Origin of the sequence: Nostoc sp. FACHB-888, from assembly GCF_014696655.1 — a bacterium.
GTDB lineage: Bacteria > Cyanobacteriota > Cyanobacteriia > Cyanobacteriales > Nostocaceae > Nostoc.
Genome location: NZ_JACJQM010000037.1, coordinates 54,717 through 68,076 on the forward strand (window position 1 = coordinate 54,717; position 13,360 = coordinate 68,076).

The following is a 13,360-nucleotide window of genomic DNA, read 5'->3' on the forward strand; positions in this document are numbered from 1 at the left end:
ATTATGAAAGACAAAATTGAGAAAGGTGACATAGTACTTATAAATAAAACTGGAAAATATTATAATCAAGTGGGTGAAGTTATTGAAGTTGATTACAATATTTTCTTTGTCAAAATAGTGATAGTAAAGTTAGGTAATCAAGAAGAAGCCTTTGAAGAAAAAGATTTACAATTACAAACTAAAAAGCCGAGCCTGAAAGAAGTAATTGCATCAATAGACAAAATTATAGAACAAGTTGATCGGATTTCTCACTTGCCGCCAAAAGAAAAAGTAGAGTTACCCAATCGTCTAAAATATTTTAAATTAGATATTCCTAAATTAGATAAGCATTTAATTCAAAAAAACTTCGACAGTATAAATCAAATACTGGCAGCCGCAAGAGAAGCAGACTCATCAGCCAGCTTTTGGCAGGAAATAGATCCTAATTTGGAGAAAATAAGCTGGTGGATTAGAACAAGCTTGTAAAGCAACAACTTTTCAGTAGGGGCGTACAGCTAGCTGTACGCCCCCTAAAAATGTACAAATAATTTGGAATAATGCAAGTCCCTAATGGGGGAACTGCCGCCTCAAGACTAGCGGCAGCAGCCAATGAGTAGCATTTATAGCCAGAGGTTGGAAACGAGGTTTTAGCATTGGACATAATTAAACGTAACTATATTTTTCTCGTGTTTTATGTTTAATGCCTTATGCCTCATATTTTCTGCTCTATCATAAGCAGTGATCTTTATTTTTACCCATCTACTTAAATTTGTCTTTGTAACTAGACAATTTAAGTTTTGCTATTAACTTAGCTTTTGCTAAATATAAAATTTAAAAAGTATTCTTTTATGTTTTGAGAGTATTTCTTTAGTGGTAATACTTAGCTTTTAAATTAATAAAGAGCATTCTTTCGATAAAATAAACTAAAAATATAAGGGGTATCTATGCGGTTTTCTAAATTTGCAGGGATTCTTGATTGTACAACAGCAGCTTTTATATTAATTGCACCCATAGAGGTAGAAGCTGCAACTTTTAAAGTAATATTCGGAGTCACCAGTATTGATCACGATCACGAGGATATTCTTAGAAATATCGGGCTAACCTTGACAGGCAGTAATCATACAGTCGCACCAATTCCTAGCAATTATTTGGTTGGCTTCAACATCGACTCAGCCACCAACTTCACGTTCAGTGATCAGGGCGGTTTTACTCCGCTTTCAGGTACAATCGAGCAAACTGGTACTGTTACTTTCAATAATCAAATTACTGTTGGTGAGTTTTCAATAGGTTTTGCTCCGGGACGTACTATCAAAGATGCTAGCGGATTTGTTTTAAGAGACACATTTTCTTTAGATACAATTTTGTTTGATTTGAGTCTTTCAGAACCTGTGGCATTTGATGGTAAAAATTTAACTATCCCTGATGTTAAATTGCTGGTTTCTCCAGAGTTTGCCAAAATACTAGGAAACCCGGACTTGACAGGTTTATTTGCTGGAACTGCACGAATTGATGCTCAAGTTGCTGCCGTACCCGAATCTGATAGTGTGCTAGCAGTTTTGGCAGTGGGTGCGGCTCTCTTGGCAACTAGATTTTATCCTCGAAAAATTAAATACACTTGATATCTTGAAGCATGGCTAAATGCTTATCAACCGGTGCAAGGGTATTCGCAGCAATCAGCCCACTGGCGGCGACTGCTGGTAAACCAATACCGGGAAATGTCGAGTCTCCACAGCACATCAGCCCTGGTAGAGGTGTGCCGGGGCCAGGAAACATACCACTTCCAGCCTGAATTGCCGGGCCATAGGAACCCTGGTGACGGCGGAGATAACGCTCGTGCGTTAACGGTGTACCAACAAGCGTGACTTCGCAACGAGAGCGAATATCTGGAATGATCCGTTGTAGCGCTTGCCACATTACTTCTGCACGCGATCGCTTTTGTTCGGCATATTCCTGACTCCTTCTATCCATTCCCTGCCAGATAGCATACGGCTCATTACCAGGTGTATACACATGAATCACGTGCTTACCTGCTGGTGCTAAGGATGGATCGAGAACTGAAGGGATGGAGATCACTACAACATTCTGAGGTGCTGTTATGCCCAATTCCCAGTTATTAACCACGATGTAATGACACCGCAAATTTGATTGTAATCCTTGAGCATCAATGCCCAAATGTAGATGCATAAAGCTATCACACTCAGGTGTCGCCTGTCGTTTGCTGCGGTACTTTTTGGGTATTGCCTTTTCTGGTAGTAACTTCAGTGTGTCCCAAACCGATGCATTAGAAATCACTGCCCGCCGCGCTCGAATTTCGGAGCGATCGCCAAGACGCACACCCACCGCGCGATTACCTTCTACAACCACTTCTTCCACATGAGCGCCTAGAATCAACTTCCCCCCGTGACGCTCTAATCCTTGTACAAGGGTGTCAACTAAAGCACCACTACCACCAATGGGATATTCAAGTATTGCATCTGGGCGATACCAGTCTGCAAACATAAATCCTACCTCTGCTGCACTAGTGCCATCTGCGGGTAATCCAGAAAGTAGGAAACACAGCAAATTCAGCCAGTTTCGGGTAAAAGGATCTTTAACAACCCCATCCATAATCCGGCTGAAGGGGCCCGTCAGCTTAATTATATTCGCCAGATTTTTTGTCAGAGATGGGATAAATGGGCCCACAGTTCTAGCTGCACCAAAATCAAAGCGTAATGCGGCTGGTGGTATGGAAGTTGCTGCACTAGCAAATGGTTCCATAATGCGCTGGAGTTCTTGCCATTCAGTAACAGCATCATCACCACAGAATCTCATCAGCACTTCACAAAATTGCTCGGCACCAACCGACGTATCAAAATCACCTTCTGGTACACAACAACCCCAAGTATCGTAGGTTACGCATGGTAATTCAGAACCAATTGCATCTAACACTTGTCGCAAAGGGTTGGCAGAGGGGCTGTAAGATAGTCCAGAGTAAAGAGACGGGCCCGAGTCGAATTTGAAACCATTGCGCTCAAAAGCATGGGCTGCGCCTCCAGCAATGGAGTGGCTTTCGCAGACTATCACATCAAAGCCATACCGTGCCAAAACAGCAGCACAACTCAAACCGCCAATACCGCTACCAATGACGACTACATCTGTGTTTTGCATATCTCTGATGTTTGCAACAATAAATTAAAACAGTCGGGGAAACTTGGATGATATCATTCGCTCTCCCATCCATAAACCGCTCTAATTAGTTAATATCATCACTAAGGATGGACATAAAACCCTCAGCGCTACGTTGTTTAAATTAAAAATTTGATTCAGACAGACTAATGAGAAGCTTAAACTAGTAACTGAGTTTACTCAAGTCAAAGTAAAACTTCTGACTTAGCACTAGAGACTGGAGACTGGGGACTGCGAAATAGAGACTAGAGAAGGAAGACAAGGAGAAAAATAATAACTCTTCATGACTAACGACTAATGACTAATGACTAACTCATATTGGAGAGAGGAATTTGAAAAATCAGCAATTTGGAAATTGGCAAAGCACAGTTTTAGGAATTGTGTTAGCAACACTAGTGGTTCTGGGACTAAATTCCTTTATCATTATTAACCCAGGACAAGCAGGAGTGATCAGCATCTTGGGTAAAGCGAGAGATGGCGCTTTATTGGAAGGGATTCATGCAAAACCGCCTTTTATCTCAGTGATAGATGTGTATGATTTGACTGTGCAGAAATTTGAAGTTCCAGCAGAGAGTTCTACTAAAGATTTGCAAAATTTATCTGCGAGATTTGCGATCAACTTTCGCCTCGATCCCATCAAGGTAGTTGAAGTTAGAAGGAAACAAGGAACCTTAGCAAATATTGTATCAAAAATCATTGCACCACAGACCCAAGAAGCATTTAAAATTGCAGCTGCTAGAAGAACAGTAGAAGAAGCAATTACTAAAAGAAGTGAGTTGAAAGAAGACTTTGATGAAGCCCTAGGCGATCGCTTAGACAAATATGGGATAATTGTGTTAGATACTAGCGTAGTTGATTTAGCATTCTCACCAGAATTTGCAAGAGCTGTGGAAGAAAAACAAATTGCTGAACAACGAGCGCAAAGAGCCGTTTATGTAGCACGGGAAGCAGAACAAGAAGCACAAGCAGATGTGAATCGCGCTAAAGGTAGGGCAGAAGCTCAAAGACTTTTAGCAGAGACGCTCAAAGCGCAAGGAGGGCAGTTAGTTCTACAAAAAGAAGCAATTGAAGCTTGGAGAACTGGCGGCGCTCAAATGCCCAAAGTCCTTGTTATGGGTGGTGACTCAAAAAACGGTGTCCCCTTCATATTTAACCTTGGAAATGTCCAAAATCAACCGTAAAAAGAGTAGGCATTAGATAATAAAGTCCAGAATTATGGAATTTGCTTTGGCCTCATACAAATTCCATAGCACTTGGACGATTTGCAATCCAAAATCTAAAATCAAAAATAGTATAAGTTGGGCTAGTACCAACTCCAACACAATCGAAAACCCAACAAGTCAATAATCGAAGTTTATGTCAACCCCCAATCCTCAAAATCTCACCGCCGAAGAAGCGAAAAAACTACTGAATAAATTCAACTGCCTAGACATTGCCCCTATCCTCAAGCCATCAGAAAAAGCAGTAATTCGTGACGCCCTAATTTTGATCACCAAGCTTGCTGATTACCAAATTTTAGGAATTTGTGCTGATACAGCAGAAGAAGGAATATTGGCAATGAAGACCTATTCTCTGGCTTTGGGTTATGAACCACCAGACAATTTACTTACACCTGAAGGGCCAGTTTATATAAAATTAAATGGTAAAAATGGCTTGTGCTATCTCGATTCTTATGCTGGACATCATCGTGGCGTATTAGTTTCTTGTCAGTCTTACCACGAAGACGGAATCAACGAAATGTATGGACATCTCCCCTTGGATTTATTTGTATAGAATTCGGCAAATGTAGGTAAAGGATGTGCTTTACCTACTAACTAACGATCAATGAAAAATTACTAGATTTTATGAGTATTATTACACTACAGTCGGTTAAAAAAGACTTTGGCATCAAAGAAGTTTTAAAAGATGCCAGCTTTAGCCTTGATGCTACCGATAAAGTTGGTTTAATTGGTACTAACGGTTCAGGTAAATCAACCCTATTAAAAATGATTGCCGGGTTAGAACCGATTGATAGTGGTCAAATTTTAGTTAACTCTGGTTCTAGAATTATCTACTTACCCCAGCAGCCAGATTTAGATGAAAACCACACAGTTTTAGAGCAAGTTTTCGCCGATAGTGGCGAACACATGGCTTTGGTGCGTGAGTATGAAGAACTCTCAGATAAATTGGCTCACTATCCAGATGATAACCAACTGATGTCTCGCCTTTCTGTGGTGATGCAAAAGATGGATACAAGTGGTGCTTGGGAATTAGAAACTAATGCTAAAATCATTCTCACTAAATTAGGAATTTCTGACTTTGAGGCCAAGATAGGCACTTTGTCTGGAGGCTATCGCAAGCGGATTGCTTTAGCATCAGCGTTGCTAGCAGAACCAGATGCTTTGCTTATGGATGAGCCGACAAACCATCTGGATGCTCTTTCTGTAGAATGGTTACAAAGTTATTTAAATCGCTATCGTGGCGCACTTTTTCTCATCACCCACGATCGCTACTTTCTAGATCGCGTTACCAATCGGATTATTGAAATTGACCGAGGCGACATTTACACCTATACAGGTAACTATTCATATTACCTCGAAAAGAAAGCCTTAGCTGAAGATTCTGCCGTCAGCAGTCAACGTAAACACCAAGGCTTGTTGCGCCGCGAGTTGGAATGGCTCAAAAAAGGGCCGAAAGCTAGAAGTACCAAACAGAAAGCTAGAATTGACCGCGCTCATGCTCTGCGGGATACTGAATTTAAACAAGTTCAGGGTAAAGTTGATATTTCTACAGTTGGTCGTCGCATTGGCAAAAAAGTTATTGAATTAAATAACATTTCTAAAGCCTATGATGGACGTACCCTGATTAATAATTTCACCTACGAATTTAGTCCAGAAGACCGCATTGGCATCATCGGCGCTAACGGTGCTGGTAAATCCACTTTAATGGATATTATTACTGGTCAGATTAAACCAGATTCAGGTGTTGCAGAAATTGGGACTACAATTCACATCGGTTATTTTGACCAGCATTCAGAAGAATTGCTCACAGCTTTAAATGAAAATCAGCGCGTGATTGACTATATCAAAGAAGAAGGTGAATTTATTAAAATTACCGATGGTACTCAAATTACTGCTTCTCAAATGTTAGAGCGGTTTTTGTTTCCTGGTAATCAACAGTATGCCCCAATTAATAAACTTTCGGGTGGTGAAAAACGCCGTTTATTTCTGTTGCGGGTTTTAATGAGTGCGCCCAACGTCTTGATTTTAGATGAACCGACAAATGATTTAGATGTTCAGACATTGGCAGTATTAGAAGATTATTTAGAGGATTTTGTCGGTTGTGTAATTGTAGTTTCTCACGATCGCTACTTTCTCGATCGCACCATCGACACAGTATTTTCCTTTGAAGAAGGCGGTAATCTGAGGCAATATCCAGGTAATTATTCGATTTATCTGGATTATAAGAAGGCTGAGGAGGCACAGCAACAAGCTGCGAACGCTAAGGAAAAGCCTAAAAATGTCGAAGTCCAAAATGGTGCGGCTTCACCCAAGGATGTAGAGAATACCAAGCGGCGTAGGTTATCCAATTGGGAAAAGAAAGAATTTGAGCAGTTGGAAGGTAAAATTGCCAAGTTAGAGGCTGAGAAAGCAGAAACCGAGAAAACACTAGCGAATGTTTCACCGGGGAATTATAGCCAAGTGCAGAAATTGTACGATGAAGTGGAAAAGCTCAAGCAAGCGATCGATGTGGCAACTGAACGTTGGTTAGAATTGGCAGAGATGGAGTCCTAGAGGGTGTTTTAAAAGCCTTGGCGATTAGAAATCGCGGCTACACGAGACTTTACCCACCTCCGTGGGTTCAAAAACCTTGATCTCTAGTAGTCATGAAATTATCACAGAAATTGTCTAGACTGTCGATGAGCGATCGCCAGGGGTTACAGCAGTTTTCTTTTGCATGAAGTACAAAGTCACTGGTTTTGAGGCAGGAGGCAGATCGCGCAGCGTGTCGTAGACAAGGCAGGAGGCAGGAGGAAGAAGAATAATTTGATTTGTGAATCCTTGGTTCTGTACCTCATTTAGTTGCAAAGTGCTGTATCATTGGCAATGAGAACAATAGCTTTACCAATTTTTTTAATATAAACTTCTGTGCCAGTAAGTTGAAAACCTTCTGGCAAAATAACAACTTGGTGAGTGCCATCAGTGCTGAGTTTGGCGGTATTCACGATCTTATTTTTTTCTGTTGCACGATCGGTTTTAAGCAACTTCTTTAGAATACATTTTAATTTATACTTTTGTATATTAATACTAATTGCTCAATATGCCAACTAAAATATGAGTTAATTCAGTTAATTCTTCAGGAACTCGATATAATTTGAGGTCTTCCGTTATCTGTTTTTCTTGGCGGTTGTATATTGCAAATCGCCAATCTTCACCAGTAGTTACAGACCCATAAAGAGATGGTAATTCTGAATTTATCCATTGATCGAGTGCAATCAGTTCAACTGCTAATTGTGTAAATCCTCTACTTAAATCTGCTTGTTTCGCTTCAATCACTAACAAGCCTTTACCTTTATCAATGTAATAATCCAAGCTGCCTTTTAGTTGGTCGCTAACATTAATGGGATACTCGATATTCAATTGGGTTTGAGCAATTTCGCAAACTTCTAGTAATATTGGTGCGATAATTGCTTGCTTGCGTGCATCTTCACTAAGTAGCTTGACACGTCGGAGGTTACGCTCAATGACTCGGTGTAATTCTGCAATTAGCTCAGAGTTAAATTCTGTTTTTGGTAATTGCAACCGTTCACGTTTATAAGAACAGCCAAGTTCAGCAAGAATATCTTCTGGGGAAAACGGAAGTTCAAAATATTTGCTGAATGTATAGCTTTGACTAGGTTGAATGATTCGGGGACGATTCATATAGTAATTTACGTGTGGATGGCATACACCACTCTAGAGTATTTATAGTTTTAGGCAAAGTGCGATCGCCTTTTACAGCTACTCAACCCAATTCTCTAACAACAGCGCTGAATGCCAGGTATCAAATCTACAAACTCTCTCTGGTGTCGATGAGTAAGCGATCGCAATTAGTCATGAAATCATCAGAGAAATTGTCTAGACTGTCGATGAGCGATCGCCAGGGGTTATCTTTGGCAATGAGAACAATAGCGTTACCAATTTTTTTGATATAGACTTCTGTGCCAGTGAGTTTAAAATCTTCAGTTAATTACTAACTTCGGAAAATAAAAGTCATCAGTTTTAATTCTCAGAGCGCTAAAGTTCGAAATATAATAAGACTTTCCAGATGTCATATAAAAGTTAGTAATTTTCCAGCCATCTTCTAGATTTATATCAGGATGTATCTCAATTATTGCCGTACCCCTAATATATCTAAAATAAGCCGCATTAGTATCTCTGGGTCGATTGGTTTAGAAATATGCTGTTGAAATCCAGCCGCTATTGCAAGTTTTTGATTAATCTCTCCAGCATAAGCTGTGAGGGCGATCGCCGGAATTTCTCTGCCCCTGGAAGGTGAGAGCTTTCTAATTTGACGAATTAGTGTATAGCCATCCATATCGGGCATACCAATATCACTGATTAGCAAATCAAATTTTGCTTGCTCCAAAATGCTCAGAGCATCATGTGCTGATTGAGCTTGAGTCACTTGAAAGCCATACTGTTGTAACAAAAACGCAATCACCTCTCGTGAATCTGTGTCATCGTCTACTAGCAGTGCTTGCAATCCATGAAAATTAAAGTCTGAGAAATTATGAGGCACAATATCATTGTGATTCAATTTTGCCGTAGGGATGAGTGGCAGCTTGACTGTAAACGTTGCTCCTTGACTTTCTCCGGGACTCGCTGCCTCAACGGTGCCTCCGTGCAGTTCAACCAAATAACGCACGATCGCCAACCCTAAGCCTAACCCCCCAAATTTTCGGGTTGTTGTACCATCGGCTTGGCGGAAGTAGTCAAAGACGTATGGAAGAAAGTCACCAGAGATCCCCCTACCAGTATCGCTGACAGTGATTTGAGCGTATTCATCAGGATGAGTATCTAATTCTTTTACTGTCTTTAACTGCACCTCGACTTGACCACCCTGTGAGGTAAATTTAATAGCGTTGGTAAGCAGATTCCAAACAACTTGTTGCAGGCGACCAGAATCACCTAACACTTGCCCAACGTTTGGTTCAAATATTGTCTTAATCTGAATAGATTTAGCTTCAGCAGCAAGCCGCACCGTTTCCAGCGCAGCTTTGATGGTAAAAGTTAGACTAACTGGAACTGTTTTTAAGCTCAATTTGCCTTGGAGAATGCGCGACACATCAAGCAAATCTTCGATCAGTTGTGCTTGCAGCTTGGCATTGCGCTCGATCGTTTCTAGTGCATACTGAGTTTTAGCTGCGTCCTGCTGGCTGGTTTGTAAGATTTTTGTCCATCCCAGAATCGGATTTAAAGGCGATCGCAATTCATGAGACAGCACTGCTAAAAATTCATCTTTGATGCGGTTTGCTTGCTGCGCTTGTTCAGTCTGTTCCTGCAAAGAGACCATCAGCCGATTGAGGTGATCGTTCTGCTCTTGCAGTAAAGCTTCTGCACGCTTACGTTCAGTAATATCGGATAGGATAAAAACAGCACCTGTAAGAGTCCCATGCTCATCAAGTACTGGGTCGATAGTTTTGGTAAACCATCTGTCTTGAGACTGAACTTCTAAAACCTGCCGTTGGTGAGTTTCTGTAGCACGGTGAAAGCAAATACCGTCCCCAATTCCCCATTTTACGTTAATCAACTCATAGTAGGTGCGACCTAAAATTTCGCTATAAGGCTTGTAAACGAGTTGCATCATCGCTCGATTACAGCGCAACACTTTGCCTTCTTTGTCTACTAGACATACACCGTCATTCATGGAGTCAAAAGTCGTTTGCCACTCTCGTGCTGAAGATAAAGCTGCTTCCTCTGCCCGTCGAATTCGCAGCAGCGATCGCACTGTGGCCACCAGTTCAATAGGTTCAATAGGTTGTACCAGATAAGCATCAGCACCACTGTCTAAGCCTTCTGCTTTATCCTGACTTTGAACAAAACTTGCCGAAAGGTGTAGCACGGGAATAAAAGCAGTTTCGGGATTTGCCTTAATTTGGCGACAGACTTCAAAGCCTGTAATATCTGGTAGTTTGACATCCAAAATCACCAGAGCAGGTAGATGCTCAACAACTGCCTTTAATCCTGCTGCTCCGGTTGCTGCTTCCACAACCTTAAAGCCTACATTTTGCAAAATCCGGATCACAATGTAACGATTGGCTTCGTTATCATCCACATGGAGAATTGTAACCTGTGGCTCAGACATGAATTCCCCCTGAAACTAGAACAAGTCCGGCTTGGACGAGGGCATCTTGAAGTTGGGTGTTCGCCGTTGCTTGAGAGCCTGTTTCTTTAGAAAGAATAGCGATGCTTTGTTTTGCTAACCAGCTGTCCGCCTCTGCATCCAGTTGGGCAGATGAGTGGATAATTACAGCAATTGACGAAGTGACTGAATTATGCCTCAGCTGTTTGAGTACATCAAACCCGCTCATCTCTGGCATCTCCAAGTCAAGCACGATCGCGGTCGGTTGCTCAGATTGTGCCAACACTAATCCTTCCCGTCCGTTCGCGGCTTCTAAAATACTCAACGGTGTATTTACTAACAACTGCTTCACCAAATATCGATAGGCGGGGTCATCGTCAATTAACAAAATTTTTTGAGGCTTGTTCTGATTAATTAGCGTATTAAGTTTGATTAATAGCTGTAATCTGTCTACGGGCTTAATCAGAAAACCGTTAGCTCCTAGTGCCAGTGCTTGCTTCTCGTTATCAATGATGGTGATAACGACTACAGGGATGGTGCAGGTGGTTTCATCTCCTTTGAGTTCTCGCAGGAACGTCCAGCCGTTTTGCCCTTCTAGCATAATATCTAGCAGAATCGCCGCTGGTCGGACTTGTTGTAATACTTGCCTTGCCTCAGCTAAGGTGCGGGTGGCAATTAATTGATAAATTGACTGCTGAAGGTGGTTTTCGTAAATAAATAGTGTTTCTTGATGATCTTCAACCGCCAGAATAGGCAGCCGAGTTGTCTCAAGTGATATAAGCGGTTGTACTAAGGTGGGAAATTCAGTTGTATATGGGTAGATGAGCGGAATCGATACTGTAAAGGTGGAGCCTTGACCTAGCTTACTTCTAACCGAAATACTACCGCCGAGTAGCTCCGCTAGCTTGTGTGATAACGGCAATCCTAACCCGGTTCCCTTCACCTGCTTTTGCAGAGAAGACTCAATTTGGATAAAATCCTCAAAAATGCGCTCTTGATCGGCGATCGCAATGCCGATCCCCGTATCAGACACAGAGAATGTCACGGTATGACCCCTTTGCACAGCGGTTACACGCACTTCTCCCTGCTCAGTAAATTTGAGTGCATTCGAGACAAAGTTTCTCAGAATTTGCCCGACTTTGCCCTCATCAGTATAAAGCGGAGTTATGCCTTCTGGTTCTTCCACAATCAGCGCAACAGAGGAGCCTTGAACTAATAATGGGCGGAGCATTCCCCGCAGGGTTGCAAACAAGTCACTAACTTCAAAGGAACTAGGACGCACTTCAATTTTTCCAGCTTCCACCTTGGCCAAATCCAGCAGGTCGTTGACCATTTCTGATAATCCACTCGCCGCCTTTTGGATAAATGTCACCTGCTTTTCTTGCTCGGCGGTCAAATCACCATCCATCCGTGCTAGTAGCATCCGAGAAAGCGACAGAATCGAGTTGAGGGGTGTACGAAACTCATGGCTCATGTTCGAGAGAAAACGAGTTTTTAGGTCATTTACCTTTTGCAAGGAACTTGCCTTTTCATCCAGTTCCGCGTAGAGAGCAACCACACCACGATTAGTATCTTCCAGTTCCCGGTTGAGATGGGTCAATTCTTCCTCGCGCTTGCGTAACTCTGCCATTGTCCGCAGTAATTCCTGGTTTTGTCTTTGAATTTCTTCATAGGGATTCTGGGGCGATCGCTCCATCACGGTTTCTCGAATCTGCTGCAATTGCGAATCAGTGAAAGTCGGTGTGCGCTTCGACAATTTTTTGTTCATCACCACCGTTGTTCCCTGTCCCGGGGGCGATTCAATTTCAAAAAAATCCATCAGCTTGCGGCTACCCATGATGCCTAGCCCCGTTCCTGTACTAGAGGTGTAGCGTCCTGCCAAAACGTCTGCCAGATGAGGAATTCCCTTACCCCGATCCTGAATCCGAATCACAAACGTCTGAGGTTCTCCTGCCACAGAAAATTCAACGGTTCCACCTTTGGCATACTGAAAGGCATTACGAGCAATTTCTGAAACTGCCGTTGCCAATCGTGCCTGATCTTGGGCAGTAAAGCCCAATTGCTCTGCAATCTCACGAGTTCGCTGCCGAGCTTGCACAACATCCTGTTCGTACTGGATTTCGAGCGTGAAAATAGTTGTCAAGTCGCTTTACTCCAATTTAAATCAGTTATCAGTTACTGCTGAGACGGCAGGGGGAGCAGGGGGGCAGGGGGAGCAGGGGAGGCAGGGGAGGCAGGGGGAGCATGGGGAGAGGAGTCTGAATAATCGTTTTCAAGCTAAAAATTGGATAATTTAATTTTTGGAGTGCCCTTAACGATTTCTCAACCAAGGTGATGGATTATTAATCATATTTACCAGACCGGATAAAACTTGATTGTAATTTGCATAAACTTCTCGTCCTACTTCTACATTCATGTAGTTGCATTTGACAGCAAATTCAATCCAAGTTTGAGTTTCAGCGGCTTCAGCTTGTCTACGACACGCTCCGCGAACGCAATCATTTAATTTAGCAACAAAAGCTGCTTCATAACGCCGTTTTCTCCATGCTTCAGCAAAATTAGCACAAACAGAGCGTGAGGATCTACGAATTTGATCAGTTAACGAATATCTCTCCTCTACAGGGAACTTTTTTGATAGCTCAAAAATTTTCATTGCTGCTTCAAAGGCAATTTTATAAATCCCCAAATCTCTATGATCTTTTATTGCTTCTTTATTCATTGTTTTGCTTCCCCTGCTTCCCCTGCCTCCCCTGCTTCCCCTGCCTCCCCTGCTTCCCCTGCCCCCTTCCCCTGCCTCCCCTGCCTCCCCTGCTTCCCCTGCCCCCTTCCCCTGCCTCCCCTGCCTCCCCTGCTTCCCCTGCCCCCTTCCCCTGCTTCCCCTGCTTCCCCTGCC

At 42.4% G+C, this 13,360-nt stretch carries 13 protein-coding genes; 6 read left to right on the forward strand and 7 right to left on the reverse strand.

The genetic code is table 11. The features are described 5' to 3' along the window. Positions 1-3 precede the first annotated feature (3 nt). Entirely contained in the window at positions 4-465 is a 462-nt protein-coding gene (locus tag H6G26_RS21770; RefSeq protein ID WP_190731237.1) for a hypothetical protein, read from the forward strand. Positions 466-923: 458 nt separating this feature from the next. Next, positions 924-1,598 carry a hypothetical protein gene (locus tag H6G26_RS21775; RefSeq protein ID WP_190731238.1) on the forward strand — a complete coding sequence of 225 codons (675 nt, stop codon included), beginning with the start codon at positions 924-926 and terminating at the stop codon, positions 1,596-1,598. Here the strand turns inward: H6G26_RS21775 and H6G26_RS21780 are convergent. Next, positions 1,585-3,126: an NAD(P)/FAD-dependent oxidoreductase gene (locus H6G26_RS21780; protein ID WP_190731239.1), complete on the reverse strand. Its 1,542-nt coding sequence runs from the start codon at positions 3,124-3,126 to the stop codon at positions 1,585-1,587. The two genes, H6G26_RS21775 and H6G26_RS21780, sit on opposite strands and share 14 nt — an antisense overlap. Before the next feature lie 350 nt (positions 3,127-3,476). On the opposite strand from H6G26_RS21780, the gene H6G26_RS21785 reads away from it, so the two are divergent. The 3 genes from H6G26_RS21785 to H6G26_RS21795 all read left to right on the forward strand — a co-directional run bounded on the left by H6G26_RS21785 (position 3,477) and on the right by H6G26_RS21795 (position 6,917). Continuing rightward, positions 3,477-4,325 (forward strand): prohibitin family protein, encoded by an 849-nt coding sequence (locus tag H6G26_RS21785; RefSeq protein ID WP_190731240.1) that lies wholly within the window; start codon positions 3,477-3,479, stop codon positions 4,323-4,325. Positions 4,326-4,500: 175 nt separating this feature from the next. Then, complete coding sequence (locus H6G26_RS21790) at positions 4,501-4,917, forward strand: DUF1824 family protein (protein ID WP_190731241.1); 417 nt, start codon at positions 4,501-4,503, stop codon at positions 4,915-4,917. A 71-nt stretch (positions 4,918-4,988) separates the two neighbouring features. Continuing rightward, positions 4,989-6,917 (forward strand): ABC-F family ATP-binding cassette domain-containing protein, encoded by a 1,929-nt coding sequence (locus H6G26_RS21795; protein ID WP_190731242.1) that lies wholly within the window; start codon positions 4,989-4,991, stop codon positions 6,915-6,917. A 114-nt stretch (positions 6,918-7,031) separates the two neighbouring features. Here the strand turns inward: H6G26_RS21795 and H6G26_RS21800 are convergent, their stop codons facing one another. From H6G26_RS21800 to H6G26_RS21810, 3 genes are all read right to left on the reverse strand, one after another. Further along, positions 7,032-7,211, reverse strand: a complete 180-nt coding sequence (locus tag H6G26_RS21800; protein ID WP_190731243.1) for a hypothetical protein — start codon at positions 7,209-7,211, stop codon at positions 7,032-7,034. Continuing rightward, positions 7,202-7,348 (reverse strand): hypothetical protein, encoded by a 147-nt coding sequence (locus tag H6G26_RS21805; RefSeq protein WP_199327020.1) that lies wholly within the window; start codon positions 7,346-7,348, stop codon positions 7,202-7,204. Before H6G26_RS21805 ends, H6G26_RS21800 begins: the two co-directional genes overlap by 10 nt. An 82-nt stretch (positions 7,349-7,430) precedes the next feature. Further along, complete coding sequence (locus H6G26_RS21810; RefSeq protein WP_190731244.1) at positions 7,431-8,045, reverse strand: hypothetical protein; 615 nt, start codon at positions 8,043-8,045, stop codon at positions 7,431-7,433. A 14-nt stretch (positions 8,046-8,059) separates the two neighbouring features. Between H6G26_RS21810 and H6G26_RS21815 the strand changes: the two genes are divergently transcribed. Next, entirely contained in the window at positions 8,060-8,317 is a 258-nt protein-coding gene (locus H6G26_RS21815; RefSeq protein WP_190731245.1) for a hypothetical protein, read from the forward strand. A gap of 176 nt (positions 8,318-8,493) precedes the next feature. Here the strand turns inward: H6G26_RS21815 and H6G26_RS21820 are convergent, their stop codons facing one another. The 3 genes from H6G26_RS21820 to H6G26_RS21830 all read right to left on the reverse strand — a co-directional run bounded on the left by H6G26_RS21820 (position 8,494) and on the right by H6G26_RS21830 (position 13,186). Continuing rightward, positions 8,494-10,470 (reverse strand): response regulator, encoded by a 1,977-nt coding sequence (locus tag H6G26_RS21820; protein ID WP_190731246.1) that lies wholly within the window; start codon positions 10,468-10,470, stop codon positions 8,494-8,496. Further along, positions 10,463-12,610: an ATP-binding protein gene (locus tag H6G26_RS21825; RefSeq protein WP_190731247.1), complete on the reverse strand. Its 2,148-nt coding sequence runs from the start codon at positions 12,608-12,610 to the stop codon at positions 10,463-10,465. The genes H6G26_RS21820 and H6G26_RS21825 overlap by 8 nt, the downstream gene beginning before the upstream one ends. Positions 12,611-12,778: 168 nt before the next feature. After that, positions 12,779-13,186, reverse strand: a complete 408-nt coding sequence (locus H6G26_RS21830) for a four helix bundle protein (protein ID WP_190731248.1) — start codon at positions 13,184-13,186, stop codon at positions 12,779-12,781. Positions 13,187-13,360: the final 174 nt, after the last annotated feature.